The 25,346-nt window shown below is 29.2% G+C and carries 19 protein-coding genes and 1 pseudogene; 9 read left to right on the top strand and 11 right to left on the bottom strand.

Annotation, left to right across the window (positions count from 1 at the left end; all coding sequences use genetic code 11):
• Nucleotides 1-55: 55 nt before the first annotated feature.
• A complete protein-coding gene (locus BLT70_RS00290; protein ID WP_231962763.1) occupies nt 56-2,227 on the top strand; it encodes a T9SS type B sorting domain-containing protein in 2,172 nt (723 codons plus the stop codon).
• Here the strand turns inward: BLT70_RS00290 and BLT70_RS00295 are convergent.
• Nucleotides 2,213-3,238 carry an aminotransferase class I/II-fold pyridoxal phosphate-dependent enzyme gene (locus BLT70_RS00295; RefSeq protein ID WP_091889935.1) on the bottom strand — a complete coding sequence of 342 codons (1,026 nt, stop codon included), beginning with the start codon at nt 3,236-3,238 and terminating at the stop codon, nt 2,213-2,215. The two genes, BLT70_RS00290 and BLT70_RS00295, sit on opposite strands and share 15 nt — an antisense overlap.
• 3 nt (nt 3,239-3,241) lie before the next feature.
• Nucleotides 3,242-4,252 (bottom strand): dipeptide epimerase, encoded by a 1,011-nt coding sequence (locus BLT70_RS00300; protein WP_091889938.1) that lies wholly within the window; start codon nt 4,250-4,252, stop codon nt 3,242-3,244.
• 55 nt (nt 4,253-4,307) lie between these two features.
• Between BLT70_RS00300 and BLT70_RS00305 the strand changes: the two genes are divergently transcribed.
• Entirely contained in the window at nt 4,308-4,910 is a 603-nt protein-coding gene (locus tag BLT70_RS00305) for a carboxymuconolactone decarboxylase family protein (protein WP_091889943.1), read from the top strand.
• A gap of 177 nt (nt 4,911-5,087) precedes the next feature.
• Nucleotides 5,088-6,065: a hypothetical protein gene (locus BLT70_RS00310; protein WP_091889946.1), complete on the top strand. Its 978-nt coding sequence runs from the start codon at nt 5,088-5,090 to the stop codon at nt 6,063-6,065.
• Here the strand turns inward: BLT70_RS00310 and BLT70_RS00315 are convergent.
• From BLT70_RS00315 to BLT70_RS17535, 4 genes and pseudogenes are all read right to left on the bottom strand, one after another.
• A complete protein-coding gene (locus BLT70_RS00315) occupies nt 6,048-7,775 on the bottom strand; it encodes a M28 family peptidase (RefSeq protein ID WP_091889949.1) in 1,728 nt (575 codons plus the stop codon). The two genes, BLT70_RS00310 and BLT70_RS00315, sit on opposite strands and share 18 nt — an antisense overlap.
• A 33-nt stretch (nt 7,776-7,808) precedes the next feature.
• Complete coding sequence (locus BLT70_RS00320; protein WP_091889952.1) at nt 7,809-8,381, bottom strand: uracil-DNA glycosylase family protein; 573 nt, start codon at nt 8,379-8,381, stop codon at nt 7,809-7,811.
• 19 nt (nt 8,382-8,400) lie between these two features.
• Nucleotides 8,401-8,745: a HopJ type III effector protein gene (locus BLT70_RS00325; RefSeq protein ID WP_091897273.1), complete on the bottom strand. Its 345-nt coding sequence runs from the start codon at nt 8,743-8,745 to the stop codon at nt 8,401-8,403.
• 168 nt (nt 8,746-8,913) lie between these two features.
• A pseudogene (locus BLT70_RS17535) lies at nt 8,914-9,537 on the bottom strand (hypothetical protein); the annotation flags it as partial.
• Between the two features lie 224 nt (nt 9,538-9,761).
• On the opposite strand from BLT70_RS17535, the gene BLT70_RS00335 reads away from it, so the two are divergent.
• Both BLT70_RS00335 and BLT70_RS00340 read left to right on the top strand, forming a co-directional pair.
• Complete coding sequence (locus BLT70_RS00335) at nt 9,762-10,178, top strand: hypothetical protein (protein ID WP_091889955.1); 417 nt, start codon at nt 9,762-9,764, stop codon at nt 10,176-10,178.
• On the top strand, nt 10,179-10,379 hold the full coding sequence (locus tag BLT70_RS00340) for a helix-turn-helix transcriptional regulator (RefSeq protein ID WP_091889958.1): 201 nt from the start codon (nt 10,179-10,181) through the stop codon (nt 10,377-10,379). It abuts the gene before it with no gap.
• Between the two features lie 150 nt (nt 10,380-10,529).
• Here BLT70_RS00340 and rsmI read toward each other — a convergent pair whose 3' ends face one another.
• The 4 genes from rsmI to BLT70_RS00360 form a co-directional block, all read right to left on the bottom strand.
• Nucleotides 10,530-11,207: a 16S rRNA (cytidine(1402)-2'-O)-methyltransferase gene (rsmI, locus tag BLT70_RS00345; protein ID WP_091889961.1), complete on the bottom strand. Its 678-nt coding sequence runs from the start codon at nt 11,205-11,207 to the stop codon at nt 10,530-10,532.
• A gap of 86 nt (nt 11,208-11,293) precedes the next feature.
• A complete protein-coding gene (locus BLT70_RS00350) occupies nt 11,294-14,644 on the bottom strand; it encodes a T9SS type A sorting domain-containing protein (RefSeq protein WP_157691805.1) in 3,351 nt (1,116 codons plus the stop codon).
• Nucleotides 14,645-14,881: 237 nt separating this feature from the next.
• Nucleotides 14,882-15,205, bottom strand: a complete 324-nt coding sequence (locus BLT70_RS00355) for a hypothetical protein (protein WP_091889967.1) — start codon at nt 15,203-15,205, stop codon at nt 14,882-14,884.
• Between the two features lie 117 nt (nt 15,206-15,322).
• Nucleotides 15,323-16,879, bottom strand: coding sequence for a tetratricopeptide repeat protein (locus BLT70_RS00360; RefSeq protein WP_091889971.1), 1,557 nt, complete (start codon nt 16,877-16,879; stop codon nt 15,323-15,325).
• Between the two features lie 248 nt (nt 16,880-17,127).
• Here BLT70_RS00360 and aspS point away from each other — a divergent pair, with 248 nt between their 5' ends.
• The 3 genes from aspS to BLT70_RS00375 all read left to right on the top strand — a co-directional run bounded on the left by aspS (nt 17,128) and on the right by BLT70_RS00375 (nt 21,463).
• Nucleotides 17,128-18,882, top strand: coding sequence for an aspartate--tRNA ligase (gene aspS, locus BLT70_RS00365; protein WP_091889974.1), 1,755 nt, complete (start codon nt 17,128-17,130; stop codon nt 18,880-18,882).
• Nucleotides 18,883-19,038: 156 nt separating this feature from the next.
• A complete protein-coding gene (locus BLT70_RS00370; RefSeq protein ID WP_091889978.1) occupies nt 19,039-20,823 on the top strand; it encodes a chloride channel protein in 1,785 nt (594 codons plus the stop codon).
• Between the two features lie 43 nt (nt 20,824-20,866).
• The gene (locus BLT70_RS00375; RefSeq protein WP_231962765.1) at nt 20,867-21,463 is read left to right on the top strand and encodes a hypothetical protein; all 597 of its coding nucleotides are present in this window, start codon (nt 20,867-20,869) and stop codon (nt 21,461-21,463) included.
• A gap of 5 nt (nt 21,464-21,468) precedes the next feature.
• Here BLT70_RS00375 and BLT70_RS00380 read toward each other — a convergent pair whose 3' ends face one another.
• On the bottom strand, nt 21,469-22,455 hold the full coding sequence (locus tag BLT70_RS00380; protein ID WP_231962767.1) for a LacI family DNA-binding transcriptional regulator: 987 nt from the start codon (nt 22,453-22,455) through the stop codon (nt 21,469-21,471).
• 173 nt (nt 22,456-22,628) lie between these two features.
• Here BLT70_RS00380 and BLT70_RS00385 point away from each other — a divergent pair, with 173 nt between their 5' ends.
• Nucleotides 22,629-25,301: a TonB-dependent siderophore receptor gene (locus BLT70_RS00385; protein ID WP_091889988.1), complete on the top strand. Its 2,673-nt coding sequence runs from the start codon at nt 22,629-22,631 to the stop codon at nt 25,299-25,301.
• Nucleotides 25,302-25,346: the final 45 nt, after the last annotated feature.

A 25,346-nucleotide genomic window follows, 5' to 3' on the forward strand; every position in this document is an offset into this window, starting at 1 on the left:
ATTAAATTGTGCATTCTTACAAAAATAAGAAAACACGTATAAGTTAATGATTAAAATGACTAAAACTGTTCAATTTGTAAATAAAATAATAGTTTTTCTATTATTAATGTTGTCTACGTTTTTGTATTCTCAAACCGATAATGCACCATCAATAACTGCAGACGGAAGGCAAGTTTTTTGTACTGGAAACGCTATATATATTGTTACAGATTTTTCTATTACAGATATTGATGATACAACAATAGAAACCTTTTTTATTCAGATTTCTACAGGTTATCAAGTTGGTTTTGATAAATTAGAAGTATCAGGAATTCATCCAAGTATTAGATCTACTTGGAGTTCATCCGAAGGAAAATTAACCTTAACATCTTCTGTTGTTGGACTAGAAATGTTACTAACAGATTTAGAAAGCGCTGTAAAGGATGTTGTTTTTACAAGTTCTACAACAAATGTGGTTGCAGAAAAATTCTTTTCTTTAAGTATTGGTGATGCAAATTATTTACCTTCTACAGATCATTTTTATGAATTTGTAGACAACCAAAGTATTACATGGTCTGATGCAAAAATAGCTGCAGAAAATAGAACTTATTTTGGCAGACAAGGTTATTTAGCAACGTTAACAAGTAAAGAAGAAGCCGATTTTGCAGGAAAACAAGCTTCAGGTGCTGGTTGGATTGGTGGTTCTGATGCAGGTTCTCCCGATGTTTGGAAATGGGTTACTGGACCAGAAGCAGGAACAATTTTTTGGAATGGTGGCGTAAATGGGAGTTCTCCAAATTTTGCATTTTGGAATACAGGAGAACCTAATAATTTTGATAATAGAGGAGAAGATTATGTACATATTACAGCTCCAGGTATTGGTGTTTCAGGTGCTTGGAACGATTTAACGAACATTGGTGATGACACTGGAGATTATGAACCTAAAGGCTATATTGTAGAATATGGAATTCCTACAGATTCACCAATAAATATAGTAGCGACAACAAGTATTTATATTCCTCAAATACTTTCTACAACAACTGCAACTATTTGCGAATCTGGTTCTACAATAATTACAGCAACGCCAAGTGAAGGTGAAATTTTATGGTTTGATGCTTCTTCAGGAGGAACACAATTGGCAAAAGGAACTTCGTATACAACAGCTAATTTAACAACAAGTACAACATTTTATGCAACAATTTCTGTTGACGGATGTACAACTTTGCAAAGAACGCCAATAACTGTAACCGTAAATCAAATACCAGTTATAATTGCTACAGATAACGATTTAATCTGTTCTGGAACAGCAAATTTAAAAGCTACTGCTTCTGCTGGTCAAGTAAATTGGTATGAATCTTTAACAAGTACAATTCCACTTTTTACAGGAACTAATTATACAACACCAGATCTGAATGTCACAACAACTTATTATGTAGCAGCAATTAATGCTGATTGTAATTCAGTATCAAGAACACCAGTTACAGCAGTTGTGGATGCTACAATACCTGAGTTTGATGTAATGCAAAACACCTATGTTTTATGTAACGATGTAGGTTCTGTAACTTTAGAAACTACAAATCAACAAGGGAATTATACTTATGTTTGGAAAAAAGATGGCGTAATTATTTCTGGAAATACAACTTCAAATACTGTTTCTACGATTGGAGATTACACTGTAAGTGCAATTTCTGATGCAGGTTGTACATCCGAAGAAAAGGCGATTTCTGTTATAAATTCTGAAATTGCAAGCATCACAAAAAACGATTTTATTATTGTTGAAAATTCAAACAATAATACAATTTATGTAAACAATCCTAATTTAGGAATTGGAAATTATGAATTTGCATTGGATGATGAGTTTGGAATTTATAGAAACGTAGGTTTTTTCGAATATATTTCTACAGGAATTCACACTTTATATATTAAGGATACTTTAGAATGTGGAACTCAAGAATATCAGTTTGCTATTTTAGGTTATCCAAGGTTTTTTACACCAAATGAAGATGGTGACAATGATATTTGGAAAATAGAAGGTTACAACAAAGATTTCTACACAGTTTCTGAAGTGTATATTTATGACAGATTTGGAAAATTAATTTATACGATTGATAAAAATTCTGATGGTTGGAATGGAGATTCTAACAACGGAAAAGCACCATCAAACGATTATTGGTTTAAAACGATTTTAACTGATATAAATGGATATTCTGTTGAAAAAACAGGAAATTTTAGCTTAATAAGAAAGTAAGCTTTCAATTAAAATATCTAATTGTTCTTTTGTGTGATTGGCGTTTAAAACAATTCTGTTAATTTTTTTTGATGAAGTTGGATAATAAAAACTGGTAATTACTATTTTTTTAGTCAATAAATAATCAGCGATGTTTTCATCATTTATAAAAAAAACAGGATAATTTTTAGAGATATTTATTTTGTCTAAATGTTTCAAGTTTTCATACACATACGTACAATTTTCTTGCAATTTTTTTTGCTGATTTTTGTACAAATCTTGTCCGTCTAAAAAGCTTTCTAAAAAAGCTGGATTCATACCAGAACTTCCCACAAAAAGCGGATTTTCTCTAATTAATTTGATAAAATTCTTTGTGCCAGAAATAACGCCACCGTTAATTCCGAATGCTTTTGTAAGCGAAGAAACTGTTACAATTTCTATGTTTTTTTGAATGTTAATTGTTGATGAAATTCCGTTTCCATTTTCACCTAAAATACCAAAACTGTGAGATTCATCCACCAAAAGAAATACTTTTTTTAGGGATGATATTTCAAGTAAAAAATCAAAATTAAAAGGTTTGGTTTCTAGAGCAGCAATTGCATCAACAACAATACAAATGGTTTCTTCTTTTTGATTTATCAGTAAAGAATTTAAACCATTTTCTTCAAAAACAGGCAATGCATTTTTAGGTAAAATTGCAGGATGTGTTTTTGGCATAAAATAGAAAGTATCAACAATTTTCTCTAAAGTAGCAATTGCAAATTGCCCAGCAATAGTTCCAGAAGAAACAGTTGTACAATCTTCATGATTTATAAAAGTGGATAAAAAATCTTCACCTCTTTTGTAAACATTTAATTTAAGATTTGCATTTCTAGAACTCCCATAAGAAGTTCCCAAATTCTTCATGTTTTTAAAAACAATTTCTTGAAATTCGGGCAAAGCAGCAACTCCTAAATAAGAAGTTCCGCTAAAATAAAGATGCTCAACGTCATTAAAAAACGCAGTGGTATTTGGTAGTTTATCTAGTTGCATACATTAAAGTAAGGAAGCTCCAATTCCGTTTTTATCAGCATAAGAAATTATACCATTATGTATCGTAATTCCTGTTGCAATATCATTTTTTAATAACAGACTTCCATCCATATCAACATAATCTAACAAAGGCAATAAATGCGCAATTGCAGAAATACCAATTGTAGATTCTGTCATGCAACCAACCATTGTTTTTAAACCTAATTCTCTAGCTTTTTCTAACATTCTTTTACCAGGAGTTAAACCACCGCATTTTGTGAGTTTTACATTTACACCATGAAATAAGCCAACACATTTTTCTACATCACTTTCTACAATGCAGCTTTCATCAGCAATAATTGGCAAAGCAGATTCTTTATATAATTTTTTTGCGCCTTCAATATCATCAGCTTTTAAAGGTTGTTCTAAAAACTCAACGCCTAATTCTTTTAGTTTAAACGAATTTTCTATTGCTTGATTTACTGTCCAACCACAATTTGCATCAATTCTAAAAATAGCATCAGAATGTTTTCTTAACTCGGTTACAATTTTTATATCGTCTTTTGTACCTAACTTTACTTTATAAATTGGCCAAGGAAGTTCTTTCATTTTGGCAACCATTTTCTCAACAGAATCAATACCAATTGTATAGTTTGTCATCGGATTTTTATCAATTTTTAAATCCCAAACTTCATATAATTTTTTGTTTTGTTTACGTGCATATAAATCATTAAAAGCCATGTCTAAAGCACATAAAGCAAACATATCATCCTTAAAAAAAGGTTGTAATTTTCGCCAAAATTCGGCAGGTTTTTCTGCGGATAATGATGCTATAAAAGCTTTGTTATTTGAAATAACAGCAATCATTTTATCAATAGTGCTATTGTAATAAGGATTTGAAGTTGCTTCACCAAAACCAGAAAAACCATCAGAATCTAACGCTATAATTAATGTTTTTTGAAAATCATGAGACTCTCTAGAGATTGTAAACGTGTGTTTTAACTCAAGATTAAAAGAATGTAGTTTAATTTTCATTTTTTAAGGTTATATTTAGGGTAAAGTTAAATAAATAATCGACAAAAATAACATTATGCCATTAGTAAGTCCGTTAAATGCAGAACACGATTTAGAAACAAAAAAGCTTGCAGAATTCTTTAATGAAACGTTGGGTTTTTGCCCAAATTCGGTTTTAACAATGCAACGCAGACCCGCAATTTCTAAAGCATTTATCAACCTAAATAAAGCTGTTATGGCAAATGAAGGGCGAGTTACATCTGCTTTAAAAAGAATGATTGCTTGGGTTTCTAGTAATGCAACAGGTTGCAGATATTGCCAAGCGCACGCAATTAGAGCTGCAGAACGTTATGGAGCAGAGCAAGAACAATTAGATAATATTTGGGAATATAAAACTCATAAAGCATTTTCTGACGCAGAAAGAGCGGCTTTAGATTTTTCTTTAGCAGCTTCTATGGTGCCAAATGCTGTTGATGCAACTATTAAAAAAGAATTATATAAATATTGGAACGAAGGCGAAATTGTAGAAATGTTGGGCGTAATTTCTCTCTTTGGATATTTAAATCGTTGGAATGATTCTATGGGAACAACCTTAGAAGAAGATGCTATTGAAAGTGGAAATCAGTTTTTAGGAAAACATGGTTTTGAAGTAGGGAAACATAATGGCTCTAAATATTAAAATTAGCGCTAAAAAAACCTTCTCTTTTTATAGAGAAGGTTGTTAATAATCTATTAGGTCCCCCAACCTTAGTAGTTTTATAATACAAACATAATAAAAATGTGTAATTTAGCCGTTGTGAAATTTACAAAGGCACATATTTAATTTTTGTGATTTTTAAGTAAAATAGGGAAAAAGATGAATGAAGTAGAAGATAAATTATTTAATTATTTAAAGGTTAAGATACCAAAAAACCTTTCATTTACAGATGAAATTGCAGACATTTTAGACATTAGTTACGATGCTGCTTATAGAAGAATTAAAGGTAAAACCGCGTTAACTTTAAAAGAAGGTTTACTACTTTCTAATCATTTTAAATTTAATTTAAATGACCTTTTTATTGATAAAGAGGTTGATAATGATAGGGTTCTTGTAGAAAAAACGCATCCAATTTTATCTAATAATGCGTTAGAAGTATTTTTTGAGAAAGCTACAGTTGAAGCAAAAAATGTTATAAGTTCTAAAAATGGACAAATAATTAATTGTGCTAAAGATTTTCCTTTTTATCATTCGGATAGGGGAGCATTAAAGAATTTTAGACTTTACGTTTTTATAAACACATTAAGTAAAGATCCAGAAGAAAAGAAGGTTCCTTTTTCTAAATTTAATCCATCAGAAACCATTTTAGAAAACTATAATGCTTTTTTAAATCAATATAAAAAAGTTGCATTAATAGAAGTTTGGAATGATTCTACTATTGACAATATTTTAAACCAAATTCAATATTTTTTTGAAATTGGTCTTACTACAAAAAAGGAAACTATCTTAATTGCTGATGGTTTAAAAGAATCATTAAAATCTTTACAAGCGCAAGCAAAAAATAAAAAGAGAAACCAAGGCAGTAATAGTTTTACTTTATACCACAACAACGTAATTTCTCTTTTAAATACAATTTTAATGAAATCGGATGTTGAGTCAACCGTTTTTGTGCCTTACACCAATTTAACGTATTTTAAAGTTATAGATAAAAATACAACGAATCAAATAGAAGCTTATTTAAATGGGCAATTAGACTTCTCTAATAATCTTTCTGGCACTGTTTCTATGGAACGGAGAAGGTTTTTTAATGCAATGAATCAAAAGATTGATAATAGAATATTAAAGATTTTCCTTTAATATTTTCTCAATTTCTGTGGCAACAGAATCAATTAATTTTTTAGATTTTTCTATTTCTTTGCTGATGATTTTCTTATCAGAAACCAAGTCTTTAGTTGTTGTAAAAGATTTTTGATACCAATCTTTCCAAGCAGAAATAATTTCTATTTGTGTTGCAAAAGATTCACCTTTATTTAGTGCAATTTTACTTTGTTTTAACTCTTCATTTAAACGATTTATTGCTGCTTTTTCTAAATCTGATAAAATAGATTTCGCAGTATTTTCATCAGCATTTAACAACGTGTAAGCTGCAATTAAAGCAGTTGTTCCTACATTTTTTAAAGTGGTTTTAGATACTTTATCAATTCGGTCATTATCTGTATGATAAAACTGATCTGTAAAATGCCAGAACAAAACACTTGGTATATTTTCACGTAAAAAAGGCACGTGATCACTTCCTCCTTCAAACGGATTTGTGCTGACAATCCAATTTGCTCTTTTTCCTTGTGATTTAAATTTATCAATTAAAAAATCGTTTAAATAATGAGGTTTCATTTGTTCTAAACTCATTTTAGAACCTCCCCATTCTGTATGTTTGTCATTTCCGCGCGTCCAAATAGCACTCGGATCTGGCATTTTTTCAATCAAGAAAGTTCCGCCAGTTTTCTCGGTATTTTCGCCAACCATGTCTAAAGAAATTCCCCATTTAATTTCTTTTGCTCTTATAGAATCTTCTTGCACGTATCGTCTTGTAGACACAATTTCATCACCCCATAAAAAAGTTAAAGTTCTTTTTGGTTGATATTCTTTTTGTTTGATAAATTTTGCAGTTAAAGTTGCCATTTCAAGCGCAACTCCAACTCCAGTTGCATTATCATTTGCACCAGGTTCTTGAACATGTGCGCTAAAAACTAAACGTTCTTTTGGATGTTGATTCCCTTTAATATCTGCAACAATTGTTAATTCTTCCGAAGGATAAATATTAGTTTCTACTTTAACATTTAAAGTTGTTTCTCCTTTTTCTAAAGCTTTTTTTAATCTTTCTTTTGCTTGATAAGAAAGTGCAATTGCCCAAGGTTTATCTACAGAATCTAAAGGAATTGAGCGAAACTGAATAGAAGTTGTATTTTTTTCTGGTTGTAAATAATCAGGATTATTGTAAGTCATAATTCCTGCTGCTTTTCCATCAATAATGGCAGTTTTGTAAACTTGATATGGACTTGCTTCTGCAAAAACAATTTTCCCTTTAACATCCATTGTAGAAAGTTTTTTTATGTGATCAATAAAAACAACTTCTGCAATAATTCCTTCTTTTGGCGTGCTGTAAGAATTTAAAGCAATCATGTTTCTGTTTGTGCTATGTTGCAATAAAGGTTCGTTTTCTCCTTCAATTTTTACAACTGCATTTACAGATTCCCAAGTTGGTTTTTTAAGTGCTCGTTTTTCTATTCTGTAGGTTAAAATATCATTTTCAGTAGCATTTTCTTCTAAAATAAAACCTGCTTTTTCTAGTTCGTCAGCAATTTTATAAATGCTTTTATTAAAGCCAGTATTGCCAACAACTCGCCAATATTTTTCTACAAAAGAAGTAGTTTCAAAAGCTAAATCTCCAGTAAATTCTTGGTTGATTATATCCGTATAATTTAAAGATGATAATACTAAAGGTTTCTCATCTTTACAATTAATGAAAAAGACTGAAATAAATAAAAAAGGAATAAATTTTTTGAACATAACTCTATTTTAGAAGTCCTAAAAATAGTTATTTTAATTGAGAATTTTAGCAACTCTATTTTGTAATTCCGGAATTACATTTTTCTCAAACCAAGGATTTTTAGTCAGCCAAAAACGATTTCTAGGCGAAGGATGAGGTAATACAAAATACTTGGGTAAATATGCTGGATAATTATCCACAGTTTCTGTGAGCGTTTTTTTTGCTTTGTCTTTTAAGTAATACTTTTGAGCATACATACCAATTAAAATAATCATTTTAAGATTTGGCATTAACTCAAATATTTGCTGATGCCATTTAGGAGCGCATTCTTTTCTTGGCGGTTTATCTCCAGTTTTACCTTTTCCTGGATAACAAAATCCCATTGGTATTATTGCAAAATTTTCTGGATTGTAAAAATCTTCATCAGAAACATTTAGCCATTTTCTTAATTGCTTTCCACTTGCATCATCCCAAGGAATTCCAGATTTATGAACTTTAATTCCTGGAGCTTGACCAATAATTGCAATTTTAGAATTTTTATGAGCTGTAACAACAGGATTTGCGCCCAAATCTAAATAAGATTCGCAAATTTTACATTGTTTTATTTCTGATAAAAGATTTTGCAATTATTTGGTTTTTAAATAATTAATTTTTTAAAGATAAAGGAGCGCCATCAATAGACAACCCTTCGAAACCAGTTTTCATAAAATTTCTAATATTTTGATGAGAAGTACCTTTGTCGTCATTTAATACAGTTCTAAAGTGTTCTGCAAAACAAAGTAATGTTTCTGCTTTTGTTAATTTCTGCTGAATAGCAAATGCAAATATTTTACAAGAACCAGAATTCTCACCAGCTTTATTTTTTAAGTTTCCATTAGTAAAAGCTGTGGGTGTAAAGTTATAATTGTCATCAATTACCTGCAGGGTTTCTGCGAATGTTATTGCTGCTGGAGTTGTTTTTAGTTTTTCTTTAAATTGCTGTATGTTCATAATAGTTTTATGTTCTAAATTTTTCTCTGTTTTTGATGCTAAAGTTTTAAAAGGAAATTCATTTACTAATTGATGTAAAAAAGGAACATCATAATCTTTCATAAAAATTAAGTATAAAATCTGTCCGTTTGTATCTAATGTTGATATGTTTCCCGGAATACCAGAAACGCTTTTTCCTGTAAAAAATTTATAAAAGGCTAAGCCTAAAAGATAGGTTCCGTTTGATGATGGATGAATATCATCATGAAATAATTCTATGTCTGGTCTGTATTTTATTGAACTTGCAAAAAGTGGCCCGCCAGGAATGTAATTTGTGTTGGTTTGTTCACAAAGTTTTTTGTGCATTTTCTCAATTTCTGGTAACATTAAAGGATTTGATTTATACGCCCAAGTCATTATAAAAATGGGTTCAGCACCTTTAGATCTTACTAAATCAGCAAATTTTTTACTGTATTCTAAAAATTTATCTGGCGAATAAATTGAGCTTAAACTATGATTGTTAAAAACCACATAATCCCATTTTTCTAACTCAATCATGATACGAGTTTGAGTTCCTCTTTCGCTTTTCCAATGATTTTCTAAACTAGAACCACTAACAGTAGAATGTTTTGTATCTATATTAACACCTTGAGACTTTGCCATTGCAGAAACCACTTGTGGTAAATTATTATAATAGGTAAAACTATTACCAACAAATAACACCTTAATATTTTTTTCTTGAGCCGTTAAAGAACTACTTAAAAACAAGGTTAATAAGAAATAAGATGTAAATATTATTGATTTAAAATGCATGTGTAAGTGATTTTATTATTTTTTCTAAGAAAGTACAATATTAATAATTTTATTTTTTGGGGTTTGTTAATATTGATTGTTTATATATTTTCTTTGGATTTCATTTTGGTTTTAGTCGTTGTAATATGCTTTAAATTAATTTTTTTTAAAAAAAATAAAAAAATGACTACAATTAATTAATAAATGTAAAGTTTTATTTACATTTGTATAAAAATAATAGCATTATGAAAATTAAGATGTTACCAAATTGGTGTAAAAAAGTAGGGATAGTTGTGTTTTTAATAGGAAGTATTGTCTCTGGGTATAAAGGTTTTATGCATGGACTTACAGCAGAGTGTAATCCAGATTCTACAAAATTTGATTTTTTTGAAAATTTATATAATAATCCGGTTTTGCATTTTTTTGAGGTTTTAGCAGTTATTGGAATGATGTTGTATATGTTTTCTAAAGAAAAAGTAGAAGATGATTATATAAACATATTACGGTTAGAATCTTATCAATTCACTATATTAATTGGTTTAGGGTTAACTGTTGTTATTTATATGATATGGGGAAATGTAAGTTTGAAGTTAGATTATATAATTAATTTATTTATGATCTTTTATTTAATCATTTTTGCCATCAAAAAACGTATCTACTAAATGAAAAACTTAATAAAAGTAGAGCGTGCAAGACATAATTTAACACAAGGAGATTTAGCTACAAAAGTTGGAGTTTCTAGACAAACAATTTATGCAATTGAAAATAACAAATTTAATCCGTCTGTAACGTTGGCTATTAAAATGGCGCGTTTTTTTAATGTTACTGTAGAGTATTTATTTGATATTGAAGAAGAAGATTAATTATAAAAGTTAATTTTTACGATTAACAACAAAGTTAATAACAACACCTTTGGGTGACTTATTTTAATAACATGATAAAAGTATTATTACTATTTTTTATTTGGTTTTTTCAAATAATCGGTTCTATTTTATAAAGAAGTTCAAAATATTTTATTTTGAAGATTTACCTTCAACAATCACAACAATTTCTCCTTTTGGCGGTTTTGCGGTGTAATGCGCTAAAACTTCTGTGGCAGTTCCTCTAATGGTTTCTTCAAACATTTTTGTTAATTCACGAGAAACGGAAACTTGTCTTTCAGCACCAAAATATTCTACAAAATGCCCAAGAGTTTTTACTAATTTATGTGGAGATTCATAAAAAATCATGGTTCTTTTTTCTTCGGATAACAATAAAAATCGAGTTTGTCTTCCTTTTTTAACCGGTAAAAAACCTTCAAAAACAAACTTATCATTTGGCAATCCAGAATTTACCAAAGCAGGTACAAAAGCAGTTGCGCCAGGTAAACAATCCACCTCAATATTATTTTCTACACACGCTCTCGTTAATAAAAAACCAGGATCTGAAATTGCAGGCGTTCCGGCATCAGAAATTAATGCACACGATTCTCCGTTTTGTATTCTTTGAACAATTCCTTTTACAGATTTATGTTCATTATGCATGTGATGACTGTGCATTTGTGTAGAAATCTCAAAATGTTTTAAGAGTTTTCCGCTTGTGCGCGTGTCTTCTGCTAAAATAAAATCGACCTCTTTTAGAATTCTAATGGCTCTAAAAGTCATGTCTTCTAAATTACCAATTGGTGTAGGAACTAAATATAATCTGCTCATTAATAAGAATTACTATTGTAAACACAAACTTACAAAAGAATTGTGTAAAACTCTTTTGTAAGTTTGGTAAATGAAATAAGAAGCGATTATTGGATAATAATTTTTTTAACGCTGCTGTTTCTTGTACTTGTTACTCTTAAAAAACAAATACCTTTTGCCATTTTAGAAACATTTATAGTATTGTTTCCAATAGTTAATTTTCCGCTTTTTAGAGTTTTTCCATTAATGTCTGTTAAAACAAAATTTAATTTTTCTGTTGTAGATAATTTGATGTTATTAATTATTGGGTTAGATAGTATTTTAAGCCCATTAATTTTATGATTTTCTACAGACAGAGCATTACAAGCCGTTTCATCTGCTACAAAATGAGAAGCAGCATCTTTATTTTTCCAATTTTTATAACTCCAATCTGTATCATCAACATAAATACAAGTAAGATCTGGGTTGCTTTTTGCATTAAATGTGCCGTCAGAAATATTTGTATTGTTTCCATTTCTCATGTCTAAAGAAGATAATAGGTTGTTGAAACAAATAAATCTTGTGATTGCTGGGTTGTTAGAAATATCTATGGATGTTATTAAGTTTCCACTACAAAAAATGTGAAATAAATCTGGATTGTTAGAGGTATTTAAACTTGATAATTTATTATTACTAACACTTAAAACGGTTAATTTGGTATTGTTATTAATTTCTAATTCTGATAAATTATTACCACCTACAAGTAAATTTAATAGCTCACTATTTCCTGCAATATCTATATTTGAAATTTGATTATTTTCAATGCTAAGAAAATTTAAATACTGTGCATAATATAAGTAATCTAAAGAAGTAAGGTTATTATCTCCACAAAACAACTGTGTTAAATTAACATTACCATTAATATCTAAAGAAGTAAGTTGATTATGATCACATCGTAAAACCTCTAAATTTTCATTAAAAATAGTTGATAGGTTTGTTAAAAGATTATAGGAACAATCTAAATAAGTAAGTGCATCAAAATCTTCTAAACCAGTTAAATCTGCAATATTTTTATTGATGATTTCTAAATCAGTAACCGTATTTATATTATTTGTTGATACATAATCATCTAAAGAACCAGTATCAAACCCTAAATCTATCAATGTTTGTTCAAAATTATCATCAGGTACATAGGTTTGATAATAATGACAATTATCTCCAAAAGTTTCTGTTCCGTTTATGGCTGTCCAGTTTGTGTTACTCCAAGAAGGATCATCAACTTGAATACAGTTTAAGAAAGAATTATTAAAAGCGCTAAATCTATAAAAATTGATGTTATTACCATTTTTTACATTTAAAGTTCTAAGTTGATTATCTTCACAAACAAGATCTTCTAATACTGGGTTTTGAGAAACATCTAGATTTTTTAATTTATTATTTCTAATAAACAATCTTTCTAAATTTGGGTTGTTGGTTGTTACCAATTCTGAAATTTGAGTATAAATAAAATCTAAACTAAATAATTGTGTATTATTAGAGATATCTATACTAGAAATTGTACTTGCTGTATTCATTTCTCCACCAAACGAAAGGAATTTTAAAGCAATATTATTTGTAACATCTAATTCTGATAACGCATTTTCTTTAACGTACAATTCTTCTAAAATAGTGTTTTTAGATACGTCTAAACTCGTTATTTGGTTTTGCCAACATTCTAAATGTTTTAAAGAAGTATTTGTAGTTACATCTAAACTTGTTAGTTGATTTTGTACTGCTGTAAGTTTTTCTAAAGCAATATTTTTAGATACATCAATAGTTGAAACTTGATTAAAAGAAAAGTTTAAATATTTTAAAGAAGTATTTTGAGTTACATTTAAACTTGTTAATGAATTATTGTTACAAGAAAGCGTTACAAGAGATTTAAAATCTTCAATTCCTGTTAAATCAGAAATATTTTTATTTGATACATCTAAATCAGTAATTACTCTTATGTTATCTGTAAGTACATAATCATCTAAAACATTATCATACCCACCGTCTATTAAAGCTTGTTCAAAGTTGTTGTTTGGAACATATGTTGTAACTGTAATACTAGCGTCACAACCTGCTTGGTCTATAACAAAATGAGCAGTTGCATCTACTTTTTTCCAATTTGTTGTGCTAAAAGTAGCATCATCAACAAAAATACAGGTTAAATTTGGGTTGTTTGTAGCGTCAAAACTATAATCATAACCAGTGTTATAGTCGTAACTGCTGCTTATTTGGTCGTTTTCTCCATTTCTAAAATCTAAGAATTCTAGATTATTATTACTTACATTTAATCTACTTAGTTCTGTTGTACTACTTAAATCTAGTGAAGTAATATTGTTGTTATTACATTGTAAATTTGCAATTCCTGAAGGTACAATTAACGCAGTTAATAAGTTATAACTACAATCTACTACTCTTGCTTCAGCATTTAATATTAAACTTGTTAATTGATTGTTATTACAGCCAAATTCTAAAATATGATTATTACTAAGATCAATAGTTGTAAGTTGATTATTTTCACAACCAAATGTTTCTAACTCTAAAAAATCTTCAATTCCTGTTAAATCTGATATGTTTTTATCAGAAACATCTAAGAAGGTTATTGAATTAATATTATTTGTAAGAACATAATTATCTAAAACATCATCTAAACCTTCATCAATTAAAGCTTGTTCAAAATTATCATCTGGCACGTATGTATGAGTTGATAATAAATTACAAGTTGCTTCTGAATCTACAAAGTTTGTAGTAGAATCAACATTGTTTTTCCAATTTGCGTTAGCATAAGAAACATTATCAACAAAAACACAAGTTAATAAAGGGTTGTTAACTCCGTAAAATCCGTATATTTCTGTATAATCTGCACCATTTCTTAGATCAATACTTGTAAGAAAAGGATTGTCGCTAAATTCTAACCCTTGTACATTTGTATTTGAAAAATCTAAAGTTGTAAATTTATTATTGACTAAGTAAAGAAAATTGATATAATTAACATTGTTAAAATTTATACTTGTAATTTTATTATCTGCACAACTAAACTCTAATATTTCTACTAAAGTATTAGGTAGATTAATTGTTGTTAAGTTATTTCTTTCAACAATAAGGTTTGCTAAAGATGTTACAGGAGGTAGTGTAAGCGTTGTTAGATTATTATCTGAGCAAGATAAATCTGTAAGAGAAGTAAAATCTTCAATACCTGTTAAGTCAGAAATATTTAGCTCATTTACACTCAAATATGTTACAGCACTAATATTTGCAGTAGTAACTAAATGATCGCCATCAATTCCATTTCCCATACTATTGGCATCTCCAACAGATATTTGAGATAAGTTAATTTTACTGTGAGTTTCTAAATAGTGTTCAAAATTAGCATCAGGGATACTTGTTGTTTGTGCTTTTACGATTAAGCCAAAAAATATTGCTAGTAGTAAAAATAGTTTTGTTTTCATAATGTGTTTGTTTAAAATCATCACCGAAAAACTAGGGGAATTCATTCGAAAATGATAAATTAATAAATTCCTGTACTAAAATTAATGTTACTTACTACATTCTTACATTCTGTATTTAATATAAAAGTTGAGAGAATGCTATGTTTTAAGTGAATACATCAATTTTTGTAACCAATAATTTAATACAGGAATTTAAAGTAGGTTTAATTTAAAATACTTAAAATTTAACTTCTTTGACTAATCGCAAGCTGTGGTTAAAGCCTCCTTAAGTTCTGCAATTAATTCGTTATAACTTTCTGTTTCTGAATCTGAAAAACATTCTTTTCCATTTTCAATTGTAGTGATCATACTTTGAATTTCTGTTTTTAATGCCGCACAATTTGCATCTGAAGGATTTTCATATTGGGCCATTATTGCTTTACTATAATCTTGAAGTCCTTCTTCAATGTTTTCAATATAATTTTTACAAAAATCACTGTTTGGGCTGTCGTCGCTAGAACAAGAAACATTAAATAGTAAAAATGCTAGCAACAATACGAGTACTTTTTTTAAATTTTTCATATTAATTTAGTTTTGAATTATACTACAAAGTTATGAGTAGAATAAACAAAAAAGACCATAAGGAAAGGTGATTTCTATCACCCAAAAGGGTGATTTAAAATAAAAAAAAGGAATAATTTATGCTGATATTTTTTGAACTGCTTGTACCCTGTTTTTTACATCAAGTTTTGTGTAGATATGAGAAATATGGGTTTTAATTGTATTGTTAGAAACAAACATTTTTTCAGCAATTTGGGCATTGCTAAGTCCGTTAGAAATATGTTTTAGAACTTCTATTTCTCTTTTAGATAATTGAAATTCCTTTAACTCTTTTTTAGAAAAAGAAGGATTTTGTTGATGACTCGTTTTTAATTTTTTAATCTGAAGCAAATAGTTTTTAATTTCTGTATTTTTTTGATCTAATTCTAGTATTTTATTTCTTCTAAGCAAAAATAAAATGAGAACACTAGTAACACCAATAACAACACTTGTAATAAAAAGCCAAAAATTAGAACTTGCTTCTTGTTCACTTTTATTTTTTGCTTTTGCTAAAGATTGAATTTTAGTGTCTTTTTTAGACGATTCATAACTAATTTCTGTACTAATAAAACTCTTTAAAGAAGCTTCATTTATAATACTATCTCTAAATACAAGAACTTGTTTTTGAGCATTTAGTGCTTTCTCAAATTGATTGGTTTTAGAATAATAGTCCGTTAAAGTTTTAAAACCTAATAAAATATTCTCTTTAGAATTAATTTGTTTTGCTTTTTTTAGACCAATATCAATGTTTCTTTTTGCTTCCTTAAATTGATGTAAATACAGCTCATTTATTCCGATATTCAAATAACTTTTACTTAGATAACGCGTATTCTCAAACTTTTCTAATTGCGGAATTGATTTAAAATAGAACTCGTTCGATTTTTTATAATCTCCTTTTTTTTGATATAATTTTCCAAGCAAAGTATATTTAATAGCAACACCTTCTTTTCTTGGATTTTTGATGGCAATTTCTAATGCTTTATCAATGTAAAAATAAGCAGAATCATAGACTTGTTTCTCAGTAAAAACTTCACCTAAATTGGCGTAACCATACTCTTGCCCTTTAATATTATTCATTTCTTTCTCAAGCAAGATTGCTTTTCTTAAATAATAAAGTGCTTTATCATATTGTTCAGAATCAATAAAAACATTTCCAATTCCGTGTAAGGCAATAGATTGACTGCGTTTGTTTTTTATTTTTTCTGATAAGTTTAACGCTTCAAAATAATGATTAAAAGCTTCTTTTTCAAGATTTACTTTTCTATAAGTAACGCCAAGATTATTTAAGCATTTTACAATTAATAAAGTATCTGTAGTTTGTTTTAAGTAAGATAATGCTCTTTTATGATTGGTTATAGAATTGCTGTAATCTTGCTCGTACCGGGCATTAATTCCCTTTCTATCATAACAAATACCAATTCCTTTAATGTAAAAAATGCGTTGAGAAATAGCTAAAGCATCCTCTAAAATACGTTTATTAATTTTTTTCTGCTTTATAGATAATTTATATAAAGCAATTAAAGTATCTACTTTTTTTGTAGAATTAGGTGTGTTTTTTAGTACTTGAAAAGCACTATCTACTGCATTTGATTTATTTTGAGAAAATAAAGGAAAAGATAAAATTAAAACGCACCAAAAAAGGAAGAAATACCTCATATTAAATTGTTCCTAATCAAAGATAAAGCTAAATCGTTAATTTTTTTAATTTCTGAGGTCTTATTTAATTAAAAAACCATTAAGAATTGTACGGATTTTGCGTTACCGATTGTAGCAATTGTTTGAGCTCTTTTTTGTTTAAAAAAAGCGAGTGCGAAAAGCGGGGCATTTCTCTTTAGAAATGAACGCCCAAAAAGTTATTATTAAAACGAAATTGTTTAATTTTGCGCTTCATTAAAAGAAAAGAAATGTATAGAAGTCATTCTTGTGGCGAGTTAAGAGCATCGCATATAAATACAGAAGTAACCTTAGCGGGTTGGGTACAAAAAAGCCGTGATAAAGGTTTTATGGTTTGGGTAGATTTACGTGATAGATACGGAATTACGCAACTTATTTTTGATGAAGAGCGCACGCCAAAAGAAATGATGGAAAAAGCAAAATCATTAGGAAGAGAATTTGTAATTCAGGTTACAGGAACGGTAATTGAGCGCGAATCTAAAAATGATAAAATGGCAACTGGAGCCGTGGAAGTGTTGGTTTCTAAATTAGAAATTTTAAATGCATCTGTTACGCCGCCTTTTACAATTGAAGATAAAACGGATGGAGGAGAAGACATCCGAATGAAATATAGATACTTAGATATTAGAAGAAATCCTGTAAAAAACAGTTTGATTTTTCGTCATAAAGTAGCTATGGAAGTTCGTAAATACTTGTCTGATCAAGAATTTATAGAAGTTGAAACGCCTTATTTAATAAAATCTACACCAGAAGGCGCAAGAGATTTTGTGGTTCCTAGTAGAATGAACGAAGGTCAGTTTTATGCGTTGCCACAATCTCCACAAACTTTCAAACAATTGTTGATGGTTGGTGGAATGGATAAATATTTTCAGATTGTAAAATGTTTTAGAGACGAAGATTTACGTGCAGACAGACAACCAGAATTTACACAAATAGACTGTGAAATGGCGTTTGTTGAGCAAGAAGATATTTTAAATGTTTTTGAAGGATTAACACGTCACTTATTAAAAGAAGTTAATAATGTTGAGGTAGAGAAATTCCCTAGAATGTTATATGATGATGCAATGCGTTTGTACGGAAATGACAAACCAGATATCCGTTTTGGAATGGAGTTTGGCGAGTTAAACGCAGTTACACAACATAAAGATTTTGGTGTTTTTAATAGCGCAGAATTGGTTGTTGGTATCGCAGTTCCTGGAGGAAATTCGTATACAAGAAAAGAAATAGACAATATTATTAAGTGGGTAAAACGTCCGCAAGTTGGTGCTTTAGGAATGATTTATGCTCGTGTAAACGAAGATGGATCTTTTAAATCTTCTGTTGATAAATTTTACGATCAAGAAGATTTGGCAAAATGGGCAGAAATTACGGGCGCAAAACCTGGTGATTTAGTGTGTGTTTTATCCGGAGAAAAAAATAAAGTAAGAGCACAATTATCTGCTTTAAGAATGGAATTGGCAACACGTTTAGGATTAAGAGATCCAAAAGTATTTGCGCCACTTTGGGTAATTGATTTTCCTTTATTAGAATTGGATGAAGAAACTGGGCATTATCATGCAATGCATCACCCATTTACGTCTCCAAAACCTGGTCAAATGGAATTGTTAGATACAGATCCTGGAGCAGTAAAAGCAAATGCGTACGATTTGGTTTTAAACGGAAATGAAATTGGTGGAGGTTCTATAAGAATTCACGATAAAAAAATGCAAGCTACCATGTTACGTCATTTAGGTTTTTCTAATGAAGATGCCAGAGCACAATTTGGTTTCTTAATGGATGCTTTTGAATATGGTGCGCCACCTCATGGAGGTTTGGCTTTTGGATTGGATAGATTGGTCGCAATTCTTGGCGGACAAGAAACAATTAGAGATTTTATTGCGTTTCCTAAAAATAATTCAGGAAGAGATGTAATGATTGATGCGCCAGCATTTATTGATGATGATCAATTAAAAGAATTGAGTTTAAAACTTGATATTCAATCATAAAATTTTAAATCCCGCTAAATGCGGGATTTTTTATTATATTTAAAAATAAAAAAACTAACTTAACTTCTACATTTTAATAATTACAACTTATTAAAAGATTTAAAGCATCAAGAAAAATAATAATATTATAAATATAATTTCTTACAATTACAACAAGTGCCAACAACAAAAGATATTTACAGAAAAATTTTAAAGTGGAAATATAGACATATTTCTAACAAACAATTTACCAATATAGCAAGTGCCATTATTGGGTTATTAGCAGGCTTGGGAGCTGTTACTTTAAAAAATGCAACCCACCTTATTCAACATTTATTAGAAGGTGAGTTTATTAAAGATATTCATAGTGCATTCTATTTTATTTTTCCAATAATTGGATTATTAATCGTAATTCTGATTATTAAATACGTTATAAAAAAGAGAGTCGGACACGGAATTCCATCAACGTTATACGCAATTTCAAAACAAAAAGGAATAATGCCAAGATATCAAATGTGGGCATCAATTCTTACAGCGCCAATTACGGTTGGTTTTGGAGGTTCTGTTGGGTTAGAAGGACCAACAGTTGCAACAGGAGCAGCTTTAGGTTCTAATTTTGCTCAACTATTTAGATTAAGTCAAACAACAAAAACTTTATTAATTGGTGCAGCAGCAGCAGGTGCAATGTCTTCAATTTTTAAAGCACCAATTGCTGCAATTGTTTTTGCAGTAGAAATTTTTAGTTTAGAATTAACCTTGGCATCAATGATTCCTTTATTATTGGCTTCTATAACAGCGGTTTTAACTTCTTATTTTTTTTTAGGAGATGACGTGCTATTGCATTTTGATATTCAAGATAAATTTGCACTAAATGATGTGCTTTTTTATATTTTATTAGGTGTTTTTACAGCTTTAATTTCTGTATATTTTAGTAAGGTATATTTTGTTATTGCAGATTTTTTTAAAAAAATTAAAAATCCGTATAAAAAATTATTGATAGGAGGAATCTTGTTGGGTTTATTGGTTTTTTTAATTCCGCCTTTATTTGGTGAAGGATATGAAACAATTAATAATGTTTTAAGAGGAAATACATTACAAATTGTAGAAAACAATATTTTTAATGCCATTTCTGATAATTTCTTATTAATTATTTTGTTTTTATTAGGGTTAATTCTCTTTAAAATAGTAGCAACTTCTTTAACTTTTGGAGCAGGAGGAATTGGTGGTATTTTTGCGCCAACTTTATTTACAGGAAGTTTAACGGGTTATGTTTTTGCATTACTTGTAAACTACACAAATTTCTTCGGACATAAATTATCTTTAATTAATTTTGCTATGGTTGGTATGGCAGGATTAATGGCAGGAGTATTATTAGCACCTTTAACGGCTATTTTTTTAATTGCAGAAATTACTGGAGGTTATGAGTTGTTTATACCTTTAATGATTGTAAGTTCTATTTCATTTATGATTACGAAACGATACATTCCTCATAATATTTATGCAGCACAGTTAGCTAAAAAAGGAGAATTGGTAACACATGATAAAGATAAAAATGTATTAATGTTTTTAGATATTGATACGCTAATAGAAAAAGATTTTATACCAACAAAACCTAAAAAAACACTAGGAGAATTGTTAAAAGAAAACGTAGCTAAATCTAGCCGAAATTTATATCCTGTATTAAATGATAAAGAACAGTTTTTAGGAATTGTTTTGTTAGATGATGTTAGACCTGTGATGTTTAATCAAACATTGTATGATAAAATTAAGGTTTTAGATGTGATGACAAGCGCGCCAGAAGTAATTTTAACAGCAGATACTACAGAAAAAGTAATGCAGAAGTTTAAAGAAAGTGGCGCATGGAATTTACCTGTTATTCGAGAAGGAAAATATATTGGTTTTATTTCAAAATCAAAACTATTAACTGCTTACAGAAATAAATTGATAGAAGTTACTGGCTAAAAACTATAGAATAAAGATGAGGACAAATAGTTTCACAATAAAAATGAGTAAAAAATCTAACCATGAGTTAGAAACCATTTTTCAAGAAAAAGCAAAGTATACGGAAGAAGCTGTACAGGCAGTAATTTGGGAGTTAGAAAACAGAAATTTAATTGAAAAAACAACTGTTCTTTATAAAGATCCAGAAAAAGAAGAAGACATAATAGTGCTTTCTGATTCTAAAGAAAAAGTTGAAAAAAATGAAAGTCCTTTTGAGGAATTAGTGTTACCTATTTTGTACTCAAAAAAAGCAATTCAAGGTTTTACTATTTTCTTTACTACAATATTTGGTGCTGTTTTATTAATGCAGAATTTAAAAATAATGAATAAACCAAAAGCAAGACTTCAAGTTCTTATTTTTGGAATTTCTTACACATTTGGCTCTGTTATACTATTAAATTATCTACCAAAAATCTTTTTTATAACATTAATATTCAACCTAATTGGTTATGTAATTTTAGTTGAGTTTTTTTGGAATAAATATTTAGGAAAAGAATTAGAATATCAAAAGAAACAAGTTTGGCAACCCTTAATAATATCTATTTTAATTACTGTAGGATTAGTTTTCTTGCAATTTCTACCACAAATTTTAGCACAATAAACGTATTAAACTGGCAAAAAAGTAGATTCTCTTATGATTAAGTTTGTTTTTATTTCAACAGTCTTGCTACTTAAATAATCTTTAGGTTCTTGAATTTCTCTAATTAAATAATCTACTGCAATTTCTCCAATTCTTTTTCCTGGTTGATCTGTTGTTGTTAAATTAGGTTCTACTATTGTAGAAACTAAAGAGTTACTAAAACCTACTACAGCAATATTTTCAGGGATTTTAATGTTAAATTTTTTTAGAGTTTGTATTACGCCTACAGCAGCTGCATCAGTAATTGAAAATATAGCATCTGGTCTTTCTTTTAAACTTAATAATTGACTTGTAAGTCTTTTGCCTTTTTTTAAAGAAATATCATCTGTACTTAAAATAAGTTTTTCATCAATAGGAATATTATGAGTTCTTAAAGCTCTTAAATATCCTTGAAATCTTCTTTCAGAATTATAAGAATGTTCAAATTCCTTAATAATTGCAATTCTTTTTTTACCAATATTTATTAAGTGTTCAATAGCATTAAAAGCTGCTTCTTCACCATCAATTATTATTTGAGTGCAAGGAACTTTATTAGAAACTTTGTCAAAAAGTACTAATGGTTTTTTGTTTAATGCATTTAGAATTGGGTTAACATTTATAGTGTTTTTAGATAGCGACATTAAAATGCCATCAACTCCAAATTGTAACATCGTTAATAACATTTCTTTTTCTCTGTTAATATCATTATTAGATTCAGAAATAATAACTCTATATCCTTTCATTTCAGATTGTAGTAAAATTTCTTTTAAAATTGTAGATGTAAAATAAGAAGTTATATTTGGTATAATTACTCCAATTATATTTGTTTTATGAAGCCTAAATCCTTTTGCAAATATATTTGGCATATAATTTAATTTTTTTGCCAAATCTTTTACATTCTTTTTGGTTTTTATGCTAATATCTGGGTGATCGTTTAAAGCTCTTGAAATAGTTGATGTGGATAAATTCAACATCTTAGCCATTTTTTTTAGTGTTGTAACCTCTTTCTTCAAAATACATCGTTTTCGTAAAAATAGTTAAAACAAACGTTCCCGCAAACGTTTGCGTGATATTTTCGTAAAATAACTGATTGTAAATAGTGTATATCTTAATAATTTTGGTGTATAATTAACTAATTCCTAAAAAAATGAAAAAAACATTACTAACATTAATTTGTATTATTAGCTTTTATGCAATAAACGGGCAAACTAAAATTAAAGGAGCTATTAAAGATAACATAGGTGAACCTATACCTGGAGCAAGTGTTATTATTAAAGGAACAACTTCCGGAGGATCATCAGATTTTGATGGAAATTATAATTTTACAACTTCAAGTACTGGAGAGCAAACTTTACAAGTTTCCTATGTAGGATTTAAAACTTACGAAAAAAAGATAAATTTAAATGGAGCTTCTCTAACTATAAATGTTGTTCTGCAAGAAGGAGGAGCACAACTAGATGAAATTGTTTTAACAGCTTCGTCAACTTTTAGATCTCAAAAAGAAACTCCAATGTCTATTAGTTCTATTAAACAAAAAGAAATTACTAAGTTATCTGCAAATAGTCAGGCAGATATTATTAGAAGTATTCCTGGTATTACTGCAGAAGGAGGTGGTGGAGAAACGGCTACAAATGTTTTTGTAAGAGGTTTACCTTCTGGAGGTCAATATGTGTTTAATCCTTTACAATATGATGGAATGCCATTAATGAGTACTTTCGGATTAAACTCTTCTGCACATGATGTGTATGCAAGACCAGATGTTGGTTTTAAAGGAGTTGAATTTGTTAGAGGTGGAGCAGCTGTTTTATATGGTGCAGGTTCTGTTGCTGGTATCATTAACTATACAAGTAAAACTGGTGATTCTAACGATGAAAACCTAATAAATGTAGAATGGGCAGATAAAGGTAGATTAAAAACTGATTTTTATACAGGTGGTAAATTAGGAGGTGAAGATTCTAATACATATTATGCTTTTACAGGTTTTGTAAGAAAAGATGATGGACCAATAGAAACTGGTATGCCAACAAAAGGTGTACAATTTAGAGCAAATATTAAGAAGAAATTCGAAAATGGTTCTTTTACAGTTCACGGACAAATGATAAATGATAATGCACAATTCTTTATGCCTTTACCTTTAGATGGTGATAGAAATAGAATTACAGGGAATGATGGCGAAGCTGTTTCTCAATTATTATCTGGTCAGTTAGCAAATACTTCTTTTTTAACTGCTGGTGGTGCTTACGAAAGTCCAATTGAAGATGGTGTTTCTACACAAGGTGGATATGTAATGGCAGATTTTAACTATAATTTTGCTGATGATTTAAAGTTTAAATCAAAAGTAAAATACGCAAACTATAAACACAATTTTGCATTGTATATTGGTGGAAATGGAACTTACAATAATCCACTAACTTTAGGAGATTATATCAACAATGTGGCTCCAGGAAATTTAGGATATGATGCACAATATCAAGGAGGAATAGGTGCTATAAATTCAAATGATTTAGTTGTAGAAAACTTACATGTAGATCGTTTAAGACCAATGACAGATTATTCTGGTGAAGCATCTTTAACAAAAACAATAGAAACAGATGCAGGTAGTCATAACATTACTGCTGGTGTTTATTTAGCAAGAACAGAAGCAGAAGATGTAAATTATCAATACAGAGTTTTATCAGAATTTAACAACAATCCACGTTTGGTAAATTTAAGTTATGTAGATGCAAGTGGTAATAATGTAACCTATTCAGAAGGTGGTTTGTACAACAGAATTGGTATGACTTCGAACAATTTCTTATCACAAACTAAAACTGCATTTTATTTAACGGATGAAATGGTTTTTGATAAATGGCGTTTTGATGCTGGTATAAGAATAGAAAGTACAAAAGGTACTTTTAGCAAAGGTAATGTGGTAAGTAGTACAGTATATGATGATGCAAATCTATCATCAGATTTAGCAAATGTACAATTTGCAGATGGTAGTTTTGTTAGAGCAGATGTAGAGGCTACAGATTGGGCATTATCATTAGCAGCATTACACAATTTAACAGATAACGTAAATTTATACGCAAACTTTTCTAGAGGATTTTTCTTTCCGCAAATTAGAGGTTTTGCACCAGTTGCAGGGATACCAAATACAAACTACGATTCAGAAAAAATTACACAATTTGAAATCGGAGCAAAATTAGGTACAGATAGATTATCTGGTTCGTTAGCTGCTTATTATGTAAGTTTAAAAGATAGAATTAAAATTACACAAGGTTTTGTAAATGGTTCTTTGGTAGATTTAACAAGATCTGAACAAAGCACATCTACTTTAGGTTTAGAAGCTAACTGGTCTTATAAATTAACAAAGAATTTCGATTTTAGAGGTACAGCAACGTATCAAGATCACGAAATTACTAAAAACACAGACAAAGATTTAGTTACTGGTGGTTCATCAGAGGTAAATGTGGGTAACGAATTGGCAAGACAACCCAACTTTCTAACAAGTATGGGTTTACATTATGACAATAGCAGTTTTGATGGTCAGTTTACTTTAAATCATACAGGAAGCAAGTTTACAGCAGATAATAATAATGTAGAGTTAGAGGCCATAAACATATTTAGAATAGGAGCAGGTTATACTTTTAGTTTAAATAATGATGAAGAGCGTAATGAAAACTTAAGAATAGGTTTTTCAGTCTTTAACTTATTTGATGATTCTGGTGTAACAGAAGGAGATCCTAGAAATGTAAATCAAGCAGGAAATGCACAATTTTTCTTTGGAAGACCAATTTTACCAAGAAGAATGTTTTTAACAGCAACTTTTAACTTTTAATCCCCTTTTTCAATTTAGTTTTCTCACTACTCAAACTTATTTTTT

The organism is Polaribacter sp. KT25b (assembly GCF_900105145.1).
In the GTDB taxonomy this organism is placed as follows: domain Bacteria; phylum Bacteroidota; class Bacteroidia; order Flavobacteriales; family Flavobacteriaceae; genus Polaribacter.

Coding starts and splice junctions, on each gene's coding strand:
- BLT70_RS00290 (WP_231962763.1), top strand. CDS start 56: ATGACTAAAACTGTTCAATTTGTAAATAAAATAATAGTTTTTCTATTA.
- BLT70_RS00295 (WP_091889935.1), bottom strand. CDS start 3,238: ATGCAACTAGATAAACTACCAAATACCACTGCGTTTTTTAATGACGTT.
- BLT70_RS00300 (WP_091889938.1), bottom strand. CDS start 4,252: ATGAAAATTAAACTACATTCTTTTAATCTTGAGTTAAAACACACGTTT.
- BLT70_RS00305 (WP_091889943.1), top strand. CDS start 4,308: ATGCCATTAGTAAGTCCGTTAAATGCAGAACACGATTTAGAAACAAAA.
- BLT70_RS00310 (WP_091889946.1), top strand. CDS start 5,088: ATGAATGAAGTAGAAGATAAATTATTTAATTATTTAAAGGTTAAGATA.
- BLT70_RS00315 (WP_091889949.1), bottom strand. CDS start 7,775: ATGTTCAAAAAATTTATTCCTTTTTTATTTATTTCAGTCTTTTTCATT.
- BLT70_RS00325 (WP_091897273.1), bottom strand. CDS start 8,745: ATGAACATACAGCAATTTAAAGAAAAACTAAAAACAACTCCAGCAGCA.
- BLT70_RS00335 (WP_091889955.1), top strand. CDS start 9,762: ATGAAAATTAAGATGTTACCAAATTGGTGTAAAAAAGTAGGGATAGTT.
- BLT70_RS00340 (WP_091889958.1), top strand. CDS start 10,179: ATGAAAAACTTAATAAAAGTAGAGCGTGCAAGACATAATTTAACACAA.
- rsmI (WP_091889961.1), bottom strand. CDS start 11,207: ATGAGCAGATTATATTTAGTTCCTACACCAATTGGTAATTTAGAAGAC.
- BLT70_RS00350 (WP_157691805.1), bottom strand. CDS start 14,644: ATGAAAACAAAACTATTTTTACTACTAGCAATATTTTTTGGCTTAATC.
- BLT70_RS00355 (WP_091889967.1), bottom strand. CDS start 15,205: ATGAAAAATTTAAAAAAAGTACTCGTATTGTTGCTAGCATTTTTACTA.
- BLT70_RS00360 (WP_091889971.1), bottom strand. CDS start 16,879: ATGAGGTATTTCTTCCTTTTTTGGTGCGTTTTAATTTTATCTTTTCCT.
- aspS (WP_091889974.1), top strand. CDS start 17,128: ATGTATAGAAGTCATTCTTGTGGCGAGTTAAGAGCATCGCATATAAAT.
- BLT70_RS00375 (WP_231962765.1), top strand. CDS start 20,867: ATGAGTAAAAAATCTAACCATGAGTTAGAAACCATTTTTCAAGAAAAA.
- BLT70_RS00380 (WP_231962767.1), bottom strand. CDS start 22,455: ATGTTGAATTTATCCACATCAACTATTTCAAGAGCTTTAAACGATCAC.
- BLT70_RS00385 (WP_091889988.1), top strand. CDS start 22,629: ATGAAAAAAACATTACTAACATTAATTTGTATTATTAGCTTTTATGCA.